The following is a 22,342-nucleotide window of genomic DNA, read 5'->3' on the forward strand; positions in this document are numbered from 1 at the left end:
GTAATGCTCCTAAGCGTGGTCAGCGGGGCCGTCGTTGGGGGAGGCAGCGGCGCCGTCGTTGGTTGAATCAGGGGCGCCGCCGGCGGGGGCGGTCTGCGGCAGCAGCACCGGGATGCCGTCTTCGATCCGGTAGTGCAGCCGGTCTCCGGCGGCGGTGCGGCCGGTCGAGAGCAGTTCGTCGCCCTCCTGGACCAGTGATGAACCGGTAGCCGGGCAGCGCAAAACCGCCAGCAGTTCGGGGGTCAGATGTGCCATGCGATGGTGTCCTTTGATCTCCAGCAGCTTCGGCTGCGTCCGCTTCCGGCGGCCGGCGGCGCGGGGCTTCGCCGCGGACGGCAGGTTGCCGGCACGGCGCGCTGCCCGTCTCCCAGCGTATCGCCCTAGGGTTGTCCGCGCAGAATGCGCAGGTGCCCGCGCCGGGTGCCCGCGGCGCCCGCGGGCGGTTCCAACGGCTCGCGCTGGCCGCGCGGCTGGGGCGCCTCGTCGGGCACCTCGGGAGTGCGGGCCGCCTCCCGCACGGCGTCGGCCAGGGCCAACAGGTCGTCGGGGTTGGGGACCGGCGCCTGCTCGGGCAGGGCCAGCCGCATGACTTCCCAGCCGCGGGGCACGGTCAGCCGTTCGGCGTGCTCGGCACACAGGTCGTAGCAGTGGGGCTCGGCATAGGTTGCCAGCGGGCCCAGCACGGCGGTGGAATCGGCATATACGTACGTCAAAGTAGCGATGGCCGACCGCTGACAGGCCGAGCGTGAACATTGACGAATGGATCCCACGAGAATGCATCCTACTCCGGGCCTCCCTCCTTCCCGACCACCGGCGCGGGCCGGTGGTCGAAGATTAGGTCACAATCGGGTCGCGCAGACGCGGCCCGCCGGACGCCGCCCGCCGGACGTCGCACCGCTGCCGGGTGCTCCGGAGCGACGCTGCCGGGGCCGGGTCGCGTTGACGCCGCGGGACGCTTCGGCGCACCGCCGCGGGGCCCGGGTGCCTTATTCCGGTCCTCGGGCTTAAAGTCGGTATATGGAAAACGGACCATCACTGACCCTCTCGCTGGACAGCGACGGCGGTGGCTGGCGCCGTCCGTTTGCCGCACGACGCCGGAACCGCCGCGGCCGCGGGCTGCGCGGCGACCTGCTGCCCGCCAACCTGCCCGGGCACCTGACCAGGTCCGAACAGTTCGAGGCGTGGGTCGCGGAGTCCGCCGAGCGGCTGGCGTACTTCTGGGGGGAGCGGGTCGAAGCAGCCCAATTCGTGGTCGAGGACATTCCGCCCCGACTCGAAGAGTTGCTTGCCCGCGGTCAGGCCGCGCCCCTGGGCAGCTTCACGCCGGCCGCGCCAAGCCGCCCGGCCGTGGTGACCGTCTTCCGGCAGCCGGTCCAGGCGGCCGCCCGGCTGCGGGCCGAACTGCCGGAGCTCATCCACGATGTGGTAGTGGAGCAGACCGCGCAGCTGCTGAACATGGCCCCGGAAGCGGTTGACCCCGGCTACGGCCGGACCCGCCCCTGACCGGCGTTCCGGTCCCGACGCCGCTTCTTCCCTAGTACCCGATATCGACCGGCACCGCGGTCTGCGCCTGGGTGCCGGCGGGCACCGGCAGGACCGCAACGTCGGGAGCACCGCCGTCGGTCAGGACCTGGGCGCCGTAGACGGCTTCGCCGGACGCGCTGATCAACAGGGCCGCAGCGTCGGCGCCGTCTGCCCGGGGATCAAGGGTCACGGTGGTTCCGGCGGGCACGGTCACCGCCTGCTTCTCCCCCAGTCTGCCCTTCGGATCCACCGGCGTGATGTCCACCCGGGCGTCCCCCGACGGCGCGCTGAAGGCCATGCGGGAGCTGACACCGCCCGGCACGACCGCCAGATGATTGCTGCCGAGGCGGCCGGTCGCGGGTGACCATCCGAAGTCCACCGGTTCGCCCGCCTCGGTTCCCCTGCTGACCCGCGCGGCGGCAGCGATGGACACGTCGGCGCTGATTTCGACGGCATACGTGCCGGCCGGCAACGACTCCAGCGGCACCCTGGTGACGCTCCCGGCCGCCGCGGTGACGACGCCGCCGCCCGGGAGGCTGACCGGGCCGTCGGAACCGAAGACGCGCACTTCCAGGACCGCGTCGGTCACGCCGGGCACCGCCACGTCCAGCGCCGGCGCCGCGTCCTCATAACCGTCCTGGTCCCGGATGGCCCGTGCCGGTTTCTGGTCCTGGACGGTGATTCCCGTGACCACCTGCCGCGTGCCGGCCGGGGCCGACGCCTGCAGCAACTCGACGCCGCCGGGGGTCAGCTGGCGCAGGATGCTTTGCTGGATGAAGCCGGTCACCGGGCCGCCGGAGGACTGTACGCGCACGGCCAGGGATTCCTGGTTTGCGGCCACTCCCGCCAGCACGATGGAGCGTGACTCCCCGGGAGCGACCAGCAGCCCGCGGGTGCCGGCAGCCTGGACCTGCCCCTCGGACGAGACCAGTTCGAGGTCTACCGAGGAGGGTGTCTGGGAACTGTTGTGCAGTTTCAGCACGGACGTGGTTCCCACGGTGGTGGACGCGCCGAGCAGCCAGAAGTCATTGGCCGGTGCCATGCAGTTGGCAGCGGCCAGTCCGCGCAGGTCGCCGTCGGAGGCCCGGTAGGCCATCGCCGCGCCGGCCAGCGCGGTGGTCTCCCCCATCGGGGCGGCCCGCAGCACGGTGGGAGCGGACAGGTCCTGTCCGGACACCACGGACGCCACCATCTTGGTCTCGCCGGATGACTTTTCCGTCGGTTCCGCGATGCGCGCGAGCGGAGTGCCCGCGCCCAGTTCCGTCAGCTCGCTGCCGGGGACATTGCCGCCGAGGTCGCTGAGCACCAGGGCCCGCGCCCTGGTCTGCGCCGTAGTGGAGACCGGGCTGAACTGCGGATCGGTGTCTTCGGCGGCGCTGTCCAGCAGCCGCAGGGGCTCCGGGCAGACCGCGGTGTAGTCTCCGGCCGGAACGGCAGCGGACACGGGCGGCCGCTCGGCGGCCGCGCCCGGCACGTCCGCCAGGCTGCCGGCGGCTACCGCGGCTCCGGTCAGCAGCAGGAGGCCCGCCCCGGAGACGGCGCCCAGCGTCCGCCGGCCGCCGCGCTTCGGCGTGCCGCCGGCGGTGGAACTGCCGGAGCGTGCGGCAGGCTTGCCCGCGGCGGCATCGCGTGCGCGGTCCCGCCGCGCGGCACGCTTGGCGGCCTTGCGGTCGATCGGCTGCACGGGCTCGGCCGCGCTGTCCCGCTCCGGCTGCACGGGCTCGGCCGCGCTGTCCCGCTCCGGCTGCACGGGCTCGGCCGCGCTGTCCCGGTCCGGCTGCACGCCATCAGGTGCGGATGCGGCAGCGGCCGTTGGCCCAATCGCCGCCTCTGTCGCCCGCGGCTCCTCGCCGCGGCCACCCGTCTCGGTCATCGTTGCTGTCCTTTTCCGGCCAGGGCAACTGCGCCGCCGTCGGCCGGGTCTTCGAATGCCGCCCTGCGCAGTTCCGCGGGGCCGGCATCCGCCCCGGTGGTCTTGATGTGGTCGATGCGGCGCGGCACGAACCGCCGCCGGGCCGGGATCGGTATGGCGAGCAGGACGGTCAGTCCGATGGCGAGCACCTGGAGGATGCCGATCCACGGCGACCACGGGCTCGAATAACCGATCTTTACGGTACCCGCTGCTGCCGGCACTTCAAACGCCTGGGCCCAGCCGTCCTGCGAGGATTCCAGCGGCCGGCCGTTCAGGGTGGCGGTCCAGCCCGGGTCCGTCCGCTCGGCCAGGATCAGCCGACGTCCGGGCTCGCCGGCGGGAATCTCCCCGGCCGCCGCGGTCCAGCCGGACGGCACGGTTTGCAGCAGGTCGCCGTTGGCATCGACCAGGCGCACCCGGGCGGTCAGTTGGCCTGCCGCGGTGCCGTCCTTACCGGTCGCTCCGACCACCCGCCAGAGCCATCCGGAGTCGGTGCGTCCCACGGAGGTCAGTCCGGGCACGGCGTCGATCCGGCCGGCAAGCAGTTCGGCCGCCGTATCGGACTCCTGCAGCACCACGAAGTCCACGCCGAGCCTCACCAGGGACGGCCGCGGATCCACGCCGGTGCCCGCAACGATGACCGCCACGGTGTTCCGCAATTCTGCGTCGGCGTCGTCGTCGGAGCGCACCTGGGCTTCGGTGAGCGGACCGGCCAGGGCCCGCGCCGAGTAAATGGCCGAGAGTTGGTCCAGGGTGGTGCCGCTGCCATGCATCACGGCAGCGGTCACCGCGCCGCCGGTTCCCGCCGTCAACACGAGCGCACGGGCCTGTTCCGGCCCGGTCCCGCTGTCCGCAGAGGTGGCCGGCAGCGTGCGGCCGGCCCCGGGCGTTACCTTCAGCTGCGTACCGAAGTCCGTCAGGGTCCGCGCCTCGCTGGACGGTGTGTAGCCGGTGAACTGGGGCACCAGCCAGTGCGCCAGGCTCGCTGCCGGGCCCAGCGCCATCAGGACGGCGGCGGCCACGGCCACGGTGCGCCGCAGGCCCGAGGCCGGGCGCCCGGCTGCGGCAAGGTCGTGCCGCAGCCGGTCCCCGGCGATTAGTGCCGCGCCCAAAAGCAGGAACAGGGCCAGCGAGACAAAGGGACCCGTGAACGGTGTCACCACCGCTCCCGGTGCGACGGCGGTGGCCAGCAGCGATGAACCAAAGGAGGCCGCGAGGGTCAGGAACACGCCGAGCCAGAGCAACCGTGCGCGGCCGGCACCCTTGCCCGTGACCGCCCCGGCCACGGCCAGCGCCAGCACCGGCACGGCGACGACGAGCGCGTAGGCGAGCGCCCACGGACCCTGGGCCAGTTCCTCCAGCATCCCGGCCCCGGCCAGCCCGTCGGCGGGGCCGAAGGCGAGCGGGAAGCCCATCAGCTGCTGCCACAGCGGGGCGGCGTGGAAGGCCAGCGGCAGGCCGGGATCGCCCAGCAGCGCGCGCGGCTGGTCCAGCCCGGCGACGAGCATCGGCAGGGCGAGTGCCAGCGGCGGGATAAGCGCCCACCAGACGGTCTTGGCCCGGCGGCGCAAGGCCAGCATCAGGACGGCGATGAAGACGACGACCACCGGCAGCAGCGCCGGTGCCGACGCCGTGATGCCGGCCAGGCAGAGTCCCGCCGCTGCCGCCGCCGTCCAGGAGGGATTCCCGTTGATCCCGGGCTTGTGCACGGCTTCGTGCGGCAGCAGGGGCCGGTTGGCGTCGGCGCGTTGGACGGCGGAGCCGGTGGCGCGCAGCAGACCGAGCACGGCCCACGGGATCAGCAGGTGGGCGATCAGCGCGCCCAGGCGGCCCGTGCCCAACGCGACCTGGAACGCGGGAACGCTCGCCCAGAACATCGCGGCCCAGAAGCGCAGCCCGCGCCGCTGTGTGAAGGCCCCGGCAGCGAACCATGCGCCGGCGGCGGCCAACGGCATGGCCAGCAGCACCAGCGTCAGGACGGCGGCGGAACCGTTCCCCAAACCCAGCACGGCCAGGACCGCCAGCACGTAGCCAAAGGGGTCGCCGTGCCCGGGGACGCCGGAGCCAAGCGAGATCCACCAACTCGAAGCGTTGTGCCAGATTTCGGCGACGGTGGCCGAGACCGGCAGCAGTCCGCCGCCCACGAGCGCCGGCGCCCCGAAGAAGTCAAACATGCCCACCGTGGAGACGAGGGCCAGCACGACGGCGGCGGCCACCAGTCCCGTACCCACCCAGGTCCGGGCGGGCGCGGCGAGGGCCGCGAAGTCGTCGGATCCGCCGGTGGGCTGGTCGCTGCCGCCGGCATCCGATCCGGAGCCGTCGCCCACGACGCCGACGGCGAGCTCGGGCCGCAGCGACTCGGCCAGTGACCGCCGGTAGGCCCAGACCTCGCGCCTCGGGACCATCAGCGGGCGCACTATGGCCCGCGAGGTCCTGCGCGTCTTGGCGGCCTGCCGCCGGGACGCGAAAAAGCCCGCGGGTCGGAACAAGGCGGCAAGGGTGGCACCCAGCTGCCGCAGCCCGTGCATGGGGTCCTTGGCCACCACCGAGGCCAGGAAGCTGTACAGCCCGCCGAGCAGGGCCCCGATCCACAGGAACGGCACCTGCCACCAGGCCGCATGCTTGAGCCGGAGGTGGATCTGAGCCTTGCGGGCTGCCCTTGCGGTGCCGTGGTCGCCGGTCCGGGCGGCGTGGCGAACCCTCGCGGTGGGGACAACCACCACGCGGTGGCCGGCCAGCCGGTTCCGCCAGCACAGGTCCACGTCGTCACCGGTCCCGGGCAGGGCCGGATCGAACCCGCCCAGCTGGTCGAAGATGTCGCGGCGCACCAGCATGCCGGCGGAGTTGACGGCAAAGAAGTCGCTGCGGCCGTTGTACTGGCCCTGGTCCATCTCGTCGACGTCGATCATGGTCAGCCGTTCGGCCCAGCGGCTCACGGTCAGGCCCACGTCGACCAGCCGGCGCGGGTCGTCCCAGTCCACCTGTTTGCAACCGGCGATGGTTACCGACGGTGCCGTTTCCACGGCGAGCAGCAGTTCCTCGAGCGCATCAGGCTCCGGGGCGGAATCATCGTGGAGCAGCCACAGCCATTCCTGGGCCGGACCGTCGTCCGGGGTGTGCTTGGGCAGCTCGGCCAGCCCCACCCGGACCGCGGCGCCGAACCCGGCGCGGTGGGAAGCCGCGGCCACCGGGCTGCCGGCGGGCAGTTGCGCGCGCAGCAGGTCAGCGGACCCGTCGGACGATCCGGTGTCCACCCCGACGTGGGCATCGGCGGGTCTCGTCTGCCGGGCCAGGGCTGCCAGGGTTTGGGGCAGGCAGGAAGCGCCGTCGTGGGCTACCACAACGGCTGTGACGCGAACTTGCTGCTGAATCAGAGCGCTCTTTTCCGCAGCCGGCGGCGCTCGCGCTCCGACAGGCCTCCCCAAATGCCGAAACGCTCGTCATTGGCCAGCGCGTACTCCAGGCACTGCGAGCGCACCGTGCACGCGCCGCACACCTTCTTCGCGTCGCGGGTGGATCCGCCCTTCTCGGGGAAGAACGCTTCCGGGTCCGTCTGGGCGCACAGGGCATCGGCCTGCCAGCCGAGTTCTCCCTCGTCCTCATAGCCGACGCCGAGGCCCGGCAGCCCGATCCACTGCGGTTTCGGCGCCGGGTCGGCCTCGGCCGGTTCCCGGAGCAGGCGCGGAGCAGTCAGCTCCAATACCTCGGCCCCGGGTCCCTCCGCCAACGCTTCGTGCGCGGCGAGGAAGGCGGTGGCCGCGTCCTCGAGTGTCTGCTGGCTGGATTCGCGGAAGCGTTCTGCCGCCGTCGGATCTGCCGGATCCACATACCAGTCTGCCGGTACGCCGCGCGATCCGTGCGATGCCGAAGCCTGCGCTTCGAGCTCCCGCCGGTGCGCACTACGTTCTGCCTGCCCCATCAGCCCTCCCGGAGTTCCTGTACCAGCATGGTGTTAGATTCATGTGCAGCGCTGGATCTCAGCGCCGGACACAAGCATGCTGTTACACGTTTAATAACTAATTACATGGGTGTAATACGTTCAAGTCAAGCGCCGGCGGGAATCTTAGAGACCCGGCAGCGAAATCCGCGTACGCCACGCGAGGGCCCGCCCCCGTGATGTGCGTCACAAATACCGCGTGCAGGCGTCAGCCGGCCTCCGGCTGGGCCACGAACCCGACATTAAGGAGCACCGTGAGCACCCCCGCCACGATCACCGACCTGCTGGCCCGAATGCGCCCGGGCTCGTCCCCCTGCCTGGTCTGGTACGGCCCGGAGGGCGAACGCATCGAGCTGTCCGGGCGCGTGCTGGACAACTGGGTGGCCAAGACGGCGAACCTGCTGGCCGAGGAACTGGACGCCGCCGAGGGTACGAGCGTGGGTCTTCTGATGGACCCGCACTGGCGGTCGTTGGTCTGGGCGCTGGCCGCGTGGCAGGCCGGCGCCACCGTCCGGCTGGGCGAGGCCGCCCGGAGCGCCGACGTGGTAGTGGCCGCGGATCCGGCCCTTTTGGTGCGGGAAGGCAGCGGACACCAGGTCCTGGTCGCCCTGGGCGCGCTCCAGTTGCGCTGGCCCGGGGAACTGCCCAACGGCGTCCTCGACTACGCGGCCGAGGTCCGCTCCTACGCGGATGAATACCTGGGAATCGATTCCGTGGCGGCAAACGGCTTGGCCCTGGAGGACGACGGCGGAGCGCTGACCTTCGCCCGGCTTTTGGACCGGCCGACAGCGGCCAGGAACCTGCTGGTGCCGGCGCACACCCCCTGGCCGGACGTGCTTCGCGAAGCCCTGGCAACCTGGCAGGGCGGCGGCACGGTCGTGCTGGTGCACCCGGAGGTAGAGGTGACCCAGCGGTTGCTGGACAGCGAACGGGTCACCGTACAACTGTGAACCGGTGATCCGGCCCGGACCCCGCCTAGCCGCGCGCCGTGCCCGATGCCTGGGGGCCGTCGACCTCCGGCGCCGCGTCCGCGGGAGGCTGGTCGGCATTGTCCTCGGGGTGGCGCTCGAAGATCTTGCGGTCCTCGGCAAACTCCGGCTCGGCGTCCAGCTCAACGTTGAACACCAGGAACCGGTAGGCGAAGAAGCGCATCACGGTGGCCAGCACCGTGCCGACGATGCCCGCGAACAGCAGCATGGTCCGGTCCGTCACCTCCAGCGGGTAGCGGGCTATCCAGACGCAGCCTGCGGAGACCACCATGCCGATGACGTTGATGACGATGAACAGCACCAATTCGCGCAACACGTTCGCCTGGCGGCGATGACGGAACGTCCAATAGCGGTTGGCTACCCAGGAGAACAGTGTTGCCACGGAGGCGGAAACGAACCGCGCCTTCACCACGCTGTCGTCCATGGGCCCGTTGATCAGCCACCAGTACACGCCGTTGTCCACGATGAAGGCGATCCCGCCGACCGTGCCGAACTTCGCCACTTCCCGCCAAAAAAGGGAAACAATGGCGCGCAGGCGCTCGGAAATAGTTCGGTTCATGATCGAAGGTGGATCCCTTTCGCTCGGATGCCGGAGCAGAGCCGGCCGACGCACTATTGTATTGCGCCAGTCTGGGCGTTACCTAGGACGTACCCGCCGCGCGAAGTGCAATGCGACTCGTCCGGAGCCTGTTCGGTACCCTGACTAGGTGAGTTTTCCAGTGATCGGCGTAGTGGGCGGCGGCCAGCTTGCCCGAATGATGGCACCCTGTGCGGTAGAGCTCGGCTTTGAACTGCGTGTTCTGGCCGAGGCCGCCGATGTTTCCGCGGTCCCCGCCGTGGCCACGGCTCCCGTGGGCGACTACCGCGACCTGGAGGCGCTGCGGGGGTTCGCGAAGGGCCTGGACGTGATGACCTTCGATCACGAGCACGTCCCTACCGAACATCTGCAGGCCCTGATTGCCGAGGGCGTCAACGTGCAGCCGCATCCTGACGCGTTGATCCATGCGCAGGACAAGCTGGTCATGCGCGCGGTGGTGGACAGGCTGGGGCTGCCAAACCCGGTGTGGGCACCCGTCTCGGGCGTCGACGAGCTGGTTGCCTTCGGCGGCAGGATTGGCTGGCCGGTGGTGCTGAAGACGCCGCGGGGAGGCTACGACGGCAAGGGAGTGCGGATCATCCGCGATGCGGATGCTGCCGCCGAGGCGGCCGACTGGTTCACCGGCGGCGCGCTGCTGGTCGAAGAAAAAGTCGATTTCAGCCGGGAGCTCTCCGCGCTGGTAGCCAGGACTCCGTCCGGCGAAGCACGGGCCTGGCCGGTGGTGCACACCATCCAGGTGGACGGCGTCTGTGACGAAGTGATCGCGCCGGCACAGGACCTGCCGGCGGACGTCGCCGAGGCGGCCCAGCAGGCGGCGCTCCGGCTGGCCGACGAGCTGGGCGTCACCGGCGTGATGGCCGCCGAGTTGTTCGCCACCCCGGGACGCGGAGCAGGCTTCGTGATCAACGAACTGGCCATGCGCCCGCACAACACCGGCCACTGGACCCAGGACGGGTCGGTCACCAGCCAGTTCGAGCAGCACCTGCGGGCCATCCTGGATCTGCCGCTGGGCGATACGTCCCTGCTCGGCGGCGCCGTCGTCATGAAGAACTACCTGGGCGGCGCAAATACCGACCTGTTCTCGGCCTATCCGCGCGCGCTGGCCGCCGAACCGTCCGTCAAGCTGCATGGCTACGGCAAGTCTGTCCGTCCCGGCCGGAAGATCGGCCACGTCAATGTGGTGGGCCGCGACGCGTCCCAGGTGGAGGAACTGCGCCGGCGCGCGGACCGCGTCGCGGCGATTGTCCGCGACGGCGTGGACCCCCAGGAAGGCAAACCATGAGCAACAAGCCGATAGTCGGCGTGGTGATGGGCTCGGATTCCGACTGGCCCGTCATGGAGGCCGCCGCCCGGGCGCTGGAGGAATTCGGCGTCCCCTACGAGGCCGACGTCGTCTCCGCGCACCGCATGCCCGAGGACATGATCGGTTATGGCCGCGACGCTCACTCCCGGGGACTGCGGATCATTATCGCCGGCGCCGGCGGTGCCGCGCACCTGCCCGGCATGCTCGCCTCCGTAACCCCGCTGCCGGTGATCGGGGTGCCGGTGCCCCTGAAGTACCTGGACGGCATGGATTCCCTGCTCTCCATCGTGCAGATGCCCGCCGGGGTGCCGGTGGCCACGGTGTCCATCGGCGGAGCCCGCAATGCCGGGCTGCTGGCCGTGCGGATGCTGGCAGCCGGTGGCGACGAATTGGCCGGGCGGCTGCAGCCGGCCCTGCTCGAGTTCGCGTCCGGCCTGCGCCGGTCCGCCTACGACAAGGGAGCCGCGCTGCGTGAACGCGCCGCAGGCTCCGGCGAGGCCTAGGGCGGTGGGTCCCCAGCCGCCGAGGAAGCCGTCGGGGTCTTCGGCGCGCGGGGTGACCGATCCGGTCCGCTACCCCCAGCACGCTCCGGCGCCGGTGCGCACCAAGCGCGCCTTCGTCCTGCTGCTGCTGACCCTGCTCGTCCCGGGCAGCGCCCAGATCGTGGCAGGGGACCGCCGGCTGGGCCGGCGCGGCCTGGCCGTGACGCTGCTGACCTGGGCGGCCGTTGTGGCCGCGGCCGTCATGGCCCTGGTGAACTGGCCGCTGCTGGTGAACCTGGCCACCGACCGCTGGGGATCGCTGGCCCTCGTTGTGGTGTTGGCGGCGCTGGCGCTGTTCTGGGCGTTCCTGTTCCTGAACACCCTGCGCATCATCAGGCCCAACCTGCTGGCCCCGGGCGCCAAGCCGGCGGTGGCGGTGACGCTGGTTGCCCTGATGGTGCTCACCAGCGGCAGCCTGGGCTACGCCGCCTACCTGCTCAACGTGAGCCGCAACGCCTTCAGCTCCATCTTCGAAACCCGGCCCGCGTTCGACCCGGTGGACGGCCGCTACAATTTCCTGCTCATGGGCGGCGACGCCGGTGCCGGGCGGGTGGGGCTGCGCCCCGACAGCATCCAGGTGGTCAGCGTCGACGCGAAGACCGGCCAGACCGTCATGTTCGGCATCCCGCGCAACTTCCAAAACGCCCCGTTCCCGGCGGACTCGCCGATGCACGAGGTGTATCCGGAAGGCTTCAGCTGCGGTGACGAATGCATCATCAACGCCCTCTACGTCGACGTGGAGCAAAACCACGCCGACCGCTACCCTGATGCCAAGAACCCTGGCGCGGAGGCCATGAAGGACGCCGTGAGCGGGATCCTGGGCATCGAGATCCAGGCGTATGCCCTCGTGGACATGGACGGCTTCGAAGCCCTGGTGGACGCGATGGGCGGCATCACGGTCAAGGCCGGCGGCTGGGTGCCTATTTCCAACAGGACCATCCCCGGCACCAATCAGCATTACCCGCCGAAGGGCTGGATCGCCCCGGGCGTCCAGGAGCTCGACGGCTACCACGCCCTCTGGTACGCCCGCTCCCGCGAATTCGCCACCGACTACGACCGCGTCCAGCGCCAGCAGTGCGTGATGTCGGCGATGGTCAAGCAGCTGGACCCGGCAACGGTGCTGACCCGCTTCCAGCAGTTGGCCGAGGCCGGCGAACAGGTCGTCGAGACGGACATTCCCAGTTCGCAGCTGGGCAGCTTCGTCTCGCTGGCGCTGAAGGCCAAAGACCAGAAGGTGAAGCGGCTGACCATCGGACCGCCGGACTTCGGCACCGCCGCGGAGAATTTCGTCACCTACCCCGACTTCTCGGTGATTCATCCCCGCGTTCAGGAGATGTTCACCCAGGAAGAGCAGACTCGGCAGAAAGATCCCAAGGACGACGGCGGCGGCGCCGGCGGCGACGCCGGCTCCGGTGGCGGAGAAACCACCGCCGGTGAGGGCGGGGCCGGCCCCGCGGACGAGGCTGCACCGGATGCGGCCGACGCCCCGGAGGCGCCGGCGGAGCCCCAGGTCACCGCGGAGTATCTCCAGCAGCTGGCCGAGATCGGCGATACCGCCACGCTCGGCGCCCTGGTGGCCAACAACGGCAAGTGCTCGGTCCCCTGATCCCGGCCCGCTGCCACGCCGGTCCGGCGGCGTCCCCCCGGTGCGCGGCGGGTGCTGCCGGAATGCTGCAACGGCGCGGGGTCTGAGAGGATCGTGGGAACAAGGACGAGGAAGAGGCTTCACATGTATCGGTTGACGAATGTAGTGCGTCCCTATGCCTGGGGCTCGACGACGGCGATTGCCGAGCTGTTCGGGCGGGAACCGTCCGGCGGGCCGGAAGCCGAACTCTGGATCGGCGCGCACCCCGACTCCCCGTCACGGGTGCAGCTGGCCGGAGGCGAACGGCCGCTCGACGAGTTCATCAAGGAGAACCCCGGCGCCGCCCTGGGCGAGACGGTCCTGGGCCTGTTCGGCGCCACGCTGCCTTTCCTGACCAAGGTCCTGGCCGCCGACTCCGCGTTGTCGCTCCAGGTCCATCCCACGCTCGAGCAGGCCCGCGCAGGGTTCGCCGCGGAGAATGCGGCCGGCATCTCCTTCAACGACCCGCAGCGCAGCTACCGGGACGACAACCACAAGCCGGAGATGATCTTCGCGCTCAGCGACTTCCAGGCGCTGTGCGGTTTCCGCCCCCCGCGCGACGCGGCGCGGCTGCTGGCCGGGCTGAAACCACGGCTGGCGGACGCCGGCGCGGCCCTGGATCTCCTGGACGAGGTGCTGGAACTGTTGGGTGGCGGCGACGAGGAAGCGGCCCTCCGCGGTGCCTTCGTGGCGCTGCTGGACGGCGGGGAGCGCTCCACCCGGCTCGCGGCGGACACGGCCCGCCTGCTGGCGGCCACACCGGCCGGCAGCCTGGGCACCGAATATGCAGCGGTCGCCCGCCTGGGCGAACTGTATCCGGGCGACCCCGGCGCGTTGATCTCGCTGCTGCTGAACCTGGTCAAACTCTCCCCCGGCCAGGCACTGTGCCTGCCCGCCGGAAACATCCACGCCTACCTGCAGGGCCTCGGGGTGGAGGTCATGGCGGCCTCGGACAACGTGCTGCGCGGCGGCCTCACCCCGAAGTTCGTCAACTTGCCCGAACTGGTGAAGATTACGAACTTCCGGCCTATCGCCCCGCCCATGGTGGAACCGACCATCACCGATGCCGGCCAGGAACTGTACTGCCCGCCCTTTGCCGAGTTCCAGCTCCAGCGCATCGAACTGGCCGACGGCGGCAGCCCGGTGCCGCTGGCCCAGCACGGCCCCGCGATCGTGCTGGCCGTGTCCGGCAGCGTGCTGCTGGACTCCCCGAAGTCCGACCTGATGCTTGGCCGCGGCGAGGCCGCGTTCATCCCCGACACGGAACAACCGGTGAACGTGCACCCGGCCGGAGACACCGGAACCGGCGCGGTGCTGTTCGCGGTGACCACCTCGGGCGGCACACATGAATTCGATCAACAACGAACGGGAGCAACACTTTGACCGCTTCGATCCTGCAGTCTGCGCCCTGGGCCGACTTTCAACGCAGCCTGGGCAAACAGGTCTTCGAACGCAGCGGTGACGGCTGGAACTTCCTGGCCATCGCGGAGAAGACGCCCCTGGGCCGGTTCCTGTACGTCCCGTACGGCCCGGCCGCGGCAGATAACGCCGCCCTGATCCGCGCGCTGGCCGCCCTGCAGTCCCTGGCCGCGGAACAACGCGCCCATTACGTGCGGATCGAACCGGTCGGCACCGACCTCGGCCAGCGGCCGCAGGCGGCGCTGCAGTCGCTGGGCCTGGTCAAGGCACCGGTGGACGTCCAGCCGAAACTGACCTGGATGCTGGACCTGAGCCAGCCGGAAGAGGATCTGCTGGCCGCCATGCGCAGCACCAGCCGCAACCTGTACCGCAATATCCACAAGAAGGGCGTCACGTTCGATGTCTCCAGCGACCCGGCGGACATCGAAATCCTGCTGGGTTTCCTGCACGACGTCTCCGAGCGCGCGGAGTTCAAGGCCCAGTCCGACGATTACCTGCGGAACGCAGCCCGGACCCTGGTCCCGGCCGGCGCGGCCAAACTGTTCATCGCCCGGTTGGACGGGCAGCCGATCGCGGCCGCGCTGTCCTATGACACGGAGGCCACGCGGGTGTATGCGCACGCCGCGGCGGACGACGCCCACCGCAAGCTCAACGCCGGGATTCCGCTGGTGGTGACCATGATGATGGACGCCCGCGCCGCCGGCATCCGCCACTTCGATATGTGGGGCGTCAGTCCCGAGGACGAGCCCGACCACCCGTGGGCCGGTTTCTCCCGGTTCAAGCGCTCCTTCGGCGGCTACGAGGTCAGCTATCCGGGCAGCTGGGACCTGCCCGTCAACCAGCTCATGTACCGGGCCTACCTGCTCTCGCGCACGGCCCGGGAGTCCGTAACCCCCGCCGTGCACAAGGTCCGCGCCGCGGTGCTGCCGGCCGCCCGCAAGGCGCGCGCCGCCGTCGTGCCGGCCGTGCGCAAGCTGCGCGGCACGCTCCCCCGCTGACCGCCCGCGGATCCGTCCCGGAACGACAAGAGGAAAACCCCGCACCGGCTCGGGCCGGTGCGGGGTTTTCCTTCGCTGCAGGTGGCTAGAGCTTGCGCTCGAAGCGGTCCCACTTGTATTCCTGGTGCTCGCCCTCGACGAAGCGGATGGTGCCGGACTTGGACCGCATCACGATCGACTGCGTGAGGACCTTGTGGTTCTTGTAGCGGACGCCGCGCAGCAGGTCGCCGTCGGTGATGCCGGTGGCCACGAAGAAGCAGTTGTCGCTGGTGACCAGGTCATCGGTGGTCAGCACCCGGTCCAGGTCGTGGCCGGCGTCAATGGCCTTCTGCTTTTCCTCGTCGGTGGTGGGCCAGAGCCGGCCCTGGATCACGCCGCCCAAGGACTTGATGGCGCAGGCCGTCACAATGCCCTCCGGGGTGCCGCCGATGCCCATCAGGACGTCGACGTCGGTGCCCTCGCGGGCGGCCGCGATGCCGCCGGCGACGTCGCCGTCCATGATGAACTTGGTGCGTGCGCCGGCGGCGCGGATCTCCTCGACATACGGCTTGTGCCGGTCGCGGTCCAGGATCATCACGTTGATCTGGTTGATCTTCTTGTTCTTGGCCTTCGCGATCAGGTGCAGGTTCTGCTTGATGGGCAGCCGCAGGTCCACCAGGTCCGCCGCTTCGGGGCCGGTGACCAGCTTCTCCATGTAGAACACGGCCGAGGGGTCGAACATGGTGCCGCGCTCGGAGACCGCGAGCACGGAGAGCGCGTTGTTGATGCCCAGCGCCGTCAGCCGGGTGCCGTCGATCGGATCCACGGCGACGTCGCACTCGGCGCCGGTGCCGTCGCCGACCTTTTCGCCGTTGAACAGCATCGGGGCCTCGTCCTTTTCGCCCTCACCGATGACGACCACCCCGTTGAAGCTGACGGTGGACAGGAACGCGCGCATGGCGTCCACGGCGGCGCCGTCGGCACCGTTCTTGTCCCCGTAGCCGACCCAGTGGCCGCCGGCGATCGCCGCGGCTTCGGTGACGCGCACCAGTTCCAGCGCCAGGTTTCGGTCCGGCTCGTTGTCGCCGACGCGCATGGACGGCGGAAAGTTGGAAAAGGGGTCAGCCTGGGCTTCGTGGGACACTTCGACCTCATCTTCGAGTAGCTCTTCAGACAGCACCGGCTGCGGTGCCGTGATGGATGCATCTGCGGTGCGGACATCTTCCATTGCTTTCGATCATAGTCGTCGCCGCCCCGGGGGCCAGCGCGCGGACCGGCCGGCCCGCCCTCCGTTCCGGCGTCGCGGGCGTGTGCGCGCAGCGGCGGGCATCTGAGATCATGGAACCGTGAGTGAAGCGCGTCCCGAAGAATCGACCGAGTTGCCCGTCAAGCCAGTGCTGACGGCCAAGCAGGCCAACCGCGCGAAGGCTCCGGTGGTCGGCATGCTGATGGCCGTGGGGCTCTCCCTCGCCGTGCTGCTGCCGGTGATGTTCCTGAATCCGGGCAGCAAGCCCGGAGTCTACGAACGTAATATTGACGTCCCGGGGGTCGCCCTGCAGGCCGAGTCCACGGCCGGTTACCTGCCGCTCGCCGTCGACCTCCCGGCGGGCTGGACGTCCAACTACGCCCGGTGGAATACCGGGGGAACCGCGCAGGTGGCGGCGTGGGAAGTCGGCTACATCACGCCGGGCGAAGAGTACATCGGACTGATCCAGACCGACAAAGCCAACCCCACCTGGGTCGGCCAGGCAACCGACAACGCGCCGGTCACCGGCGAGCGCGAAGCGGGTGCCACCTGGGAACTGCGCGACGCCGGCGCGGGCGAGCGCAGCCTCGTGCTGGAGCACGGCGGATTCACCGTCATCCTGACCGGCACCGCGGAGCTGGACGAATTCGATGTCCTGGCCACCGCGATCGTGGAAGACCTGGACAGCGAGTAATCCCGCCCCGACACGGAAACCGGTGCACGGGCAGGGACGCACGAAGCAGTAAGGTTGCTTCGTGCCCACCTCATTGACTCCCGCCCAGGCCTGGCAAAAACTCATCGACGGCAACGCCCGCTTTGTGGCAGGTACGTCAGTCCACCCGAACCAGGACGCCGCCCGGCGCAGTTCGCTGGTCAACGAGCAGCATCCGTTCGCCATCATCTTCGGCTGTTCCGACTCCCGGCTGGCCGCCGAAATCATTTTCGATTTGGGACTCGGCGATGCGTTCGTGGTCCGCACCGCCGGCCACGTCCTCGGTGACGCGGTGATCGGATCGCTCGAGTACGGCGTGGATGTGCTCAACGTTCCGTTGATTGTCATCCTGGGCCACGACAGCTGCGGGGCCGTGACGGCGGCAAAGAACACGATTGACACCGGGGAAATGCCGCGCGGCGGCCTGCGGGACCTCGTGGAACGGATCACCCCGTCGGTGCTGGCCGCCCGGCGTGCCGGCCTCGAGGACCTCAACGACATGGTGATCGAAAACGTCCGGCAGTCCTCCGAACGCCTGCTGGACAGTTCGCGGGCCATCTCGGAGGCGGTCGAGGCCGGCCGCACGGCCGTCGTCGGCGTGGCCTACCGGCTCGCGGACGGCCGCGCCGAGCTCGTCGCAGGGCACGGGGCCCTCTAGCCGCGACCGGGGTCGGACGCCCCGCCCCGGGGGCCGCAGGCCCGCTCGGCGCCGCCTCATCCAAGCCGCCGCCGTGCCGCAACACAATTCGGAACCGGTGCGCCGCAGGCATAAGCTTGGAGCCATGACTTCTGCTGATTCTGCTGAATACCGCATCGAACACGACACCATGGGCGAGGTCCGCGTTCCGGTCAACGCCCTCTACCGTGCGCAGACCCAGCGCGCCGTCGAGAACTTCCCGATCTCCGGCAAGACGCTGGAGCGCGCCCACATCGAGGCCCTGGCCCGGATCAAGAAGGCTGCGGCCACCGCGAACGCCGAACTGGGCGTGCTCGACGGCGAGCTGGCCAAGGCCATCGCCGCGGCGGCGGACGAAGTAGCCACAGGCAAGTACGACGGCGACTTCCCGATCGACGTTTTCCAGACCGGTTCCGGCACCTCGTCGAACATGAACACGAACGAGGTCCTGGCCGAACTGGCCACCCGTGCGCTGCGCGGCGCCGGCAGCGACAAGACGGTTCACCCGAATGACCACGTCAACGCCTCGCAGTCCTCCAACGACGTCTTCCCGACCTCGGTGCACGTGGCCGCCACCTCGGCCTTGATCAACGAGCTGATCCCCGCGCTGGACTACCTGGCCGCTTCCCTGGAGCGCAAGGCCGAGGAGTTCAAGGATGTGGTGAAGTCCGGCCGCACCCACCTGATGGACGCGACGCCGGTCACCCTCGGGCAGGAATTCGGCGGCTACGCCGCCCAGGTGCGCTACGGCATCGAACGCATCGAGGCATCACTGCCGCGCGTGGCCGAGGTTCCGCTGGGCGGCACCGCCGTCGGCACCGGCATCAACACCCCGGCCGGCTTCCCGCAGCGCGTGATCGAACTGCTGGCCGCCGACACCGGCCTGCCGCTGACGGAGGCCCGCAACCACTTCGAGGCCCAGGCCAACCGCGACGGCCTGATCGAGGCCTCCGGGCAGCTGCGCAACATCGCCTACGCGTTCATGAAGATCAACAACGACCTGCGCTGGATGGGTTCGGGCCCGAACACCGGCTTGGGCGAGATCGCCATCCCCGACCTGCAGCCGGGTTCTTCGATCATGCCCGGCAAGGTCAACCCGGTGATCTGCGAGGCGGCGATCATGGTTGCCGCCCAGGTCGTCGGCAACGACACCACCATCGCCCTGTCCTCCACCAACGGCGCCTTTGAGCTGAACGTGGGCATCCCGGTGATGGCCGCCAACCTGCTCGAGTCCATCCGCCTGCTGGCGAACACTTCGCGCGTCATGGCGGACAAGATGATCGACGGGCTGACCGCCAACGTGGAGCGCGCCCGCTTCCTGGCCGAGGCCTCCCCCTCGATCGTGACCCCGCTGAACAAGTTCATCGGCTACGAAAACGCCGCCAAGATCGCCAAGCACTCGGTCCAGGAAGGCCTGACCGTGCGCGAGTCGGTTGTGGCCCTTGGCTTCCTGGAGCGCGGCGAACTGACCGAAGAGCAGCTGGATTCTGCCCTGGACGTGCTCTCGATGACCGTCCCGCCGCAGGCCAAGTAGCCGGCCGGTCCATCGCGGATTCTGAAGGGCGCTCTTGCTTCGGCGGGGGCGCCCTTCAGCGTGTACGGCGCCCCCGGCCGCCGCTCACCCGGGCCGGATCGGCGTCGGGACGGGGCTCTGCAGCCTTTTTTGGCCCCGACCGGCTGAAACGATTGCCTGGAGCTTGAACCGTCGGCCTCCGGGACTAGGATGAGGCGCACACGTCCCCGTGGACGGCGGATGAACGGCCCAGCCAGGGCTGCCTGCCGGCCCGTCGGGGACCCGGTGGAAGAGCGTCCAGGAGGTCTCCGTGATTGGCGATTCGCAGCCCCCGTCCCTGGCGACGGCCGACTATTCCGTGCCCGGGCAGCCGAAGACCACCGGACGCTTTATCGTCGTCTTTTACGGCCCATCCGACGAGTGTGCCGGCCTCCTGGCCGACGCCGCCGGCCTGTCGAATGTCGCGGACAGCCGCGATTTCGGCACCCGCGGGGTGGACCCGGACGCGGCCTCCGGCGCCGACGCAACGGTCTTCGCAAACCTGGGCATCGCCGTCGTCGCCGCCGGCCCGGACCAGATCAGTTCGCTCCAAGTCAGTACCGCTGCCCGGCACCGTGTCCTCTCGGTCTCGCCGGAACTCATCCACGACGTGCTCGGTCCGGCCGATGACTACGCCGCCGGCTACCGCGACGGAGTGACCGACCTGTCCGGCAGGCTCGCCGCGCGGCGGCACGAACGCTACGAAGCGGGCCCCGCACCGGCGGGCTTCGCCGACAACAACAACTTCACCTGGGGACAGCAGGCCACCAGGGCCGTCTCGTCGCCCTATTCGGGGCAAGGCGTGCGCGTAGCCGTGCTGGACACCGGGTTCGACGAGACGCATCCGGATTTCGCCGGACGCAGCATCACCAGCGCCTCCTTCATCCCGGGCGAGCCGCCGCAGGACGGACACGGCCACGGCACGCACTGCATCGGGACCGCGTGCGGCCCCAAGGCCCCCGGCACCGGCCCGCGCTACGGCGTGGCCCACGAAGCGGAGATCTTCGCCGGCAAGGTCCTCAGCAACGCCGGTTCGGGGACCGACGCCGGCATCCTCGCCGGGATCGACTGGGCCGTGGGCAACGGCTGTGCCGTCATCTCCATGTCCCTGGGAGCCGACGTCGCACAAATCCACCCGCCCTACACGGCCGCCGGGAGCCGGGCGCTGGAGCAGGGTTCCCTGATCATCGCCGCCGCGGGAAACAATGCCGACCGCCGGAAAGGCGAGTTCGGGTTCGTCGGCGCCCCGGCGAACAGCCCGTTCATCATGGGGGTGGCCGCGCTGGACCAGGCCCTGGAGGTCGCGTTCTTTTCCGCCCGCAGCCTCCCCCTGCGCGGCGGGCAGGTGGACTGCGCCGGTCCCGGGTTCCAGGTGTATTCGTCCTGGCCCATGCCGAAGCGTTACAACACCATCAGCGGCACCAGCATGGCGACGCCCCACGCCGCCGGCGTGGCGGCCCTGTGGTCAGAGGCTACCGGCCGGCGCGGCCTGGAACTGTGGGCCACGCTGGTGCAGGAAGCGGAGCGGCTGCCCGTGCCCTCCGTCGACGTCGGGGCAGGGCTGGTTCTTGCCCCGCAGTGACCCGCTTCCCCCGGGAGGGGCCGCCGGACCTATCATGGGGGTATGCAGATCACCGTGACGGTGCGCCACGACTACCTCTCCGATACCGGGCGGATTGCCGAGCAGTTGGCAGCCGGCGGCATGCGGGTGGAAAACGTGTTGTCATCCCTGGGCATGATTACCGGTTCATTGCCGGAGGGACAGCGTGCCGCTGTTGCCGGAATCGAGGGCGTCGAGTCCGTGGACGAAGACCGGCAGTTCGTCCTGCCCCCTCCCGACTCCGATATCCAATAGGCTCGGCGGACAAACCGGGACGCCCCGCGCGTCGTTGACCCGCGCTTCGCGGCTACGTCGGCAGCAGCAGCGCCGCCCACGTGCCGGCGATCATGAACGGCCCGAATGGAATGTCGCTGTGCAGCGTTCCGCGCCGCAGCACCACCAGCAACACCCCGTACGCGCCGCCAAGCAGGAAGGCCGCGAACGTGCCCAGCAGCAGGTGTTCAAACCCCAGGTAGCCCAGGTACATCCCCAGCACCCCGGCCAGTTTGACGTCGCCGAATCCCATGCCGGCCGGATAAATAAGCCGGACGGCGAAATAGAAGACCCAGAGCAGAGCGCCGCCGGCCGGCACCCGCCAGAACATGCCGGCTTCGTAGCCTGCGAGGGAGGCCGCGAGCAGCAGCACTCCGGACACCGCGTAGGCCGGGAAAATGATGCGGTTCGGCAGCCGGTGCGTCCTCAGGTCGATCCAGCTGAGCCGGGTTCCGATTACCAGCAGATAGCCGCCGGCGGCCAACAGCATCCAAAACGCGAATGCATGGCCGGGCCACAGCAGCGCCAGTTGCTCGACCATGGACCCAACCTACTGCACTCGCCTGATCCGCAGGAGCCGGCGGCTACACTGTGCATATGAACGGCGGGAGCGTGCTCAAGGCCGGCGACGCCGCCGGCAACGCGGAGACCTTCAGGTGCCTCTGCCGTTCTTCCCCGTGGAAGTGGGAATCGCTGCGGTTTGAGCTCCGGGCCGTCCACCCGGATGCGCCGGAGCCGGACGCTTCCGGCGGCATGCTGCGTGCGTGGACCCGGCGCCCCGGAGCGCTTCGGGTCGAGTCGGCCGACGGCAGGCTGCTGTACAGCACCACCGGCATTAACGACTCCCGGGACGGTTTCTACGTCAGCGCGACACGCAAGTCGTGGCTGTTGCCTCCGCATCTGGTCACTCCGGTATTCAACGACATCCATCTGGTGCGCCGCCGGCCCGAGGCCGCCTACGGTGAGCCGGTCTTCGGCAACGGGCGCTGGTCCGCGATGCTGGATCCGGTTGAGCTGGCCGGCAGCGCGCCGGTGGCCTATGAGGCGCCCTTCGCCAACCCCGTGGAGATCCATGAACTGCGGGAGGTCGAGCACCAGGGCCGGAAGGCGCTGGAGGCGGTCGTCTCGCCCAACCAGACGTATGTACCGTACGACGCCGGCCATCCGCTGCTTCCCGAGGGCCGCACCGAGGTGCGGGTCGACTGGCGGACCGGCGTCTGTGTTTCCGCCGTTGCCATGGACGGGCCTCAACAGGGCGGCGGTCATTCGTTGACCATCCTCGGAGTGGACGAATACATGCTCGACGACCTGTTCCTCGAGGTCAGCATGAACCTCACCGACGTGCGGGAGCACATTCCCTGGCCCGTGCGCCCGTATCCCGCCTGAGGGCGCGGCGGAGCGCGCCGGTGTGCACCGGCGTCACTACGCCCGGCCGCCTGGGGTGCAGCACGCCCAGTG

21 protein-coding genes are annotated in these 22,342 nt (G+C 70.0%); 13 read left to right on the forward strand and 8 right to left on the reverse strand.

Translation table 11 applies throughout. The annotated features are described in order from the left end of the window. Positions 1-9: 9 nt before the first annotated feature. Both AC5RTY_RS13890 and AC5RTY_RS13895 read right to left on the reverse strand, forming a co-directional pair. Positions 10-255, reverse strand: a complete 246-nt coding sequence (locus AC5RTY_RS13890) for a Trm112 family protein (RefSeq protein WP_494139697.1) — start codon at positions 253-255, stop codon at positions 10-12. Positions 256-380: 125 nt separating this feature from the next. Continuing rightward, the gene (locus AC5RTY_RS13895; protein ID WP_494001441.1) at positions 381-770 is read right to left on the reverse strand and encodes a DUF3499 domain-containing protein; all 390 of its coding nucleotides are present in this window, start codon (positions 768-770) and stop codon (positions 381-383) included. A 247-nt stretch (positions 771-1,017) separates the two neighbouring features. Between AC5RTY_RS13895 and AC5RTY_RS13900 the strand changes: the two genes are divergently transcribed. Beyond that, positions 1,018-1,503 (forward strand): metallopeptidase family protein, encoded by a 486-nt coding sequence (locus tag AC5RTY_RS13900; RefSeq protein ID WP_494139698.1) that lies wholly within the window; start codon positions 1,018-1,020, stop codon positions 1,501-1,503. A gap of 31 nt (positions 1,504-1,534) precedes the next feature. Here the strand turns inward: AC5RTY_RS13900 and AC5RTY_RS13905 are convergent, their stop codons facing one another. The 3 genes from AC5RTY_RS13905 to AC5RTY_RS13915 are packed head-to-tail and all read right to left on the reverse strand — an operon-like array spanning position 1,535 to position 7,355. After that, a complete protein-coding gene (locus AC5RTY_RS13905; protein ID WP_494139699.1) occupies positions 1,535-3,397 on the reverse strand; it encodes a DUF5719 family protein in 1,863 nt (620 codons plus the stop codon). Next, positions 3,394-6,777, reverse strand: a complete 3,384-nt coding sequence (locus AC5RTY_RS13910; protein ID WP_494139700.1) for a glycosyltransferase — start codon at positions 6,775-6,777, stop codon at positions 3,394-3,396. Before AC5RTY_RS13910 ends, AC5RTY_RS13905 begins: the two co-directional genes overlap by 4 nt. Before the next feature lie 29 nt (positions 6,778-6,806). Further along, complete coding sequence (locus AC5RTY_RS13915) at positions 6,807-7,355, reverse strand: WhiB family transcriptional regulator (RefSeq protein WP_494139701.1); 549 nt, start codon at positions 7,353-7,355, stop codon at positions 6,807-6,809. Positions 7,356-7,627: 272 nt separating this feature from the next. Between AC5RTY_RS13915 and AC5RTY_RS13920 the strand changes: the two genes are divergently transcribed. Beyond that, positions 7,628-8,323 (forward strand): TIGR03089 family protein, encoded by a 696-nt coding sequence (locus AC5RTY_RS13920; RefSeq protein WP_494139702.1) that lies wholly within the window; start codon positions 7,628-7,630, stop codon positions 8,321-8,323. A gap of 25 nt (positions 8,324-8,348) precedes the next feature. Here the strand turns inward: AC5RTY_RS13920 and AC5RTY_RS13925 are convergent, their stop codons facing one another. Beyond that, the gene (locus tag AC5RTY_RS13925; RefSeq protein WP_494026469.1) at positions 8,349-8,921 is read right to left on the reverse strand and encodes a GtrA family protein; all 573 of its coding nucleotides are present in this window, start codon (positions 8,919-8,921) and stop codon (positions 8,349-8,351) included. 196 nt (positions 8,922-9,117) lie between these two features. Between AC5RTY_RS13925 and AC5RTY_RS13930 the strand changes: the two genes are divergently transcribed. From AC5RTY_RS13930 to AC5RTY_RS13950, 5 genes are all read left to right on the forward strand, one after another. Continuing rightward, entirely contained in the window at positions 9,118-10,242 is a 1,125-nt protein-coding gene (locus AC5RTY_RS13930) for a 5-(carboxyamino)imidazole ribonucleotide synthase (RefSeq protein ID WP_494001867.1), read from the forward strand. Beyond that, positions 10,239-10,766 carry a 5-(carboxyamino)imidazole ribonucleotide mutase gene (gene purE / locus AC5RTY_RS13935; RefSeq protein WP_494001448.1) on the forward strand — a complete coding sequence of 176 codons (528 nt, stop codon included), beginning with the start codon at positions 10,239-10,241 and terminating at the stop codon, positions 10,764-10,766. The genes AC5RTY_RS13930 and purE overlap by 4 nt, the downstream gene beginning before the upstream one ends. A gap of 52 nt (positions 10,767-10,818) precedes the next feature. Continuing rightward, positions 10,819-12,411, forward strand: coding sequence for an LCP family protein (locus AC5RTY_RS13940; protein WP_494139703.1), 1,593 nt, complete (start codon positions 10,819-10,821; stop codon positions 12,409-12,411). A 123-nt stretch (positions 12,412-12,534) separates the two neighbouring features. After that, on the forward strand, positions 12,535-13,812 hold the full coding sequence (manA, locus tag AC5RTY_RS13945; RefSeq protein WP_494139704.1) for a mannose-6-phosphate isomerase, class I: 1,278 nt from the start codon (positions 12,535-12,537) through the stop codon (positions 13,810-13,812). Beyond that, positions 13,809-14,846 (forward strand): lipid II:glycine glycyltransferase FemX, encoded by a 1,038-nt coding sequence (locus AC5RTY_RS13950; RefSeq protein WP_494139705.1) that lies wholly within the window; start codon positions 13,809-13,811, stop codon positions 14,844-14,846. The genes manA and AC5RTY_RS13950 overlap by 4 nt, the downstream gene beginning before the upstream one ends. Before the next feature lie 85 nt (positions 14,847-14,931). Here the strand turns inward: AC5RTY_RS13950 and glpX are convergent, their stop codons facing one another. Further along, a complete protein-coding gene (glpX, locus tag AC5RTY_RS13955; RefSeq protein ID WP_494001868.1) occupies positions 14,932-15,921 on the reverse strand; it encodes a class II fructose-bisphosphatase in 990 nt (329 codons plus the stop codon). Between the two features lie 250 nt (positions 15,922-16,171). Here glpX and AC5RTY_RS13960 point away from each other — a divergent pair, with 250 nt between their 5' ends. The 5 genes from AC5RTY_RS13960 (at position 16,172) to AC5RTY_RS13980 (ending at position 20,866) form a co-directional block, all read left to right on the forward strand. Next, complete coding sequence (locus AC5RTY_RS13960) at positions 16,172-16,765, forward strand: DUF4245 domain-containing protein (RefSeq protein ID WP_494139706.1); 594 nt, start codon at positions 16,172-16,174, stop codon at positions 16,763-16,765. A gap of 61 nt (positions 16,766-16,826) precedes the next feature. Next, a complete protein-coding gene (locus tag AC5RTY_RS13965; protein WP_493978642.1) occupies positions 16,827-17,441 on the forward strand; it encodes a carbonic anhydrase in 615 nt (204 codons plus the stop codon). A 124-nt stretch (positions 17,442-17,565) separates the two neighbouring features. After that, the gene (locus tag AC5RTY_RS13970; protein WP_494139707.1) at positions 17,566-18,993 is read left to right on the forward strand and encodes a class II fumarate hydratase; all 1,428 of its coding nucleotides are present in this window, start codon (positions 17,566-17,568) and stop codon (positions 18,991-18,993) included. Positions 18,994-19,282: 289 nt separating this feature from the next. Next, positions 19,283-20,593 (forward strand): S8 family serine peptidase, encoded by a 1,311-nt coding sequence (locus AC5RTY_RS13975; RefSeq protein WP_494139708.1) that lies wholly within the window; start codon positions 19,283-19,285, stop codon positions 20,591-20,593. Between the two features lie 42 nt (positions 20,594-20,635). Beyond that, a complete protein-coding gene (locus tag AC5RTY_RS13980; protein WP_494001455.1) occupies positions 20,636-20,866 on the forward strand; it encodes a hypothetical protein in 231 nt (76 codons plus the stop codon). 52 nt (positions 20,867-20,918) lie between these two features. On the opposite strand, the gene AC5RTY_RS13985 is transcribed toward AC5RTY_RS13980, so the two are convergent. Then, positions 20,919-21,425 (reverse strand): prepilin peptidase, encoded by a 507-nt coding sequence (locus AC5RTY_RS13985; RefSeq protein WP_494023650.1) that lies wholly within the window; start codon positions 21,423-21,425, stop codon positions 20,919-20,921. A 56-nt stretch (positions 21,426-21,481) separates the two neighbouring features. Between AC5RTY_RS13985 and AC5RTY_RS13990 the strand changes: the two genes are divergently transcribed. Beyond that, a complete protein-coding gene (locus AC5RTY_RS13990; protein WP_494139709.1) occupies positions 21,482-22,270 on the forward strand; it encodes a hypothetical protein in 789 nt (262 codons plus the stop codon). Positions 22,271-22,342 lie beyond the last annotated feature (72 nt).

Source organism: Arthrobacter sp. Y3224055 (assembly GCF_059090825.1).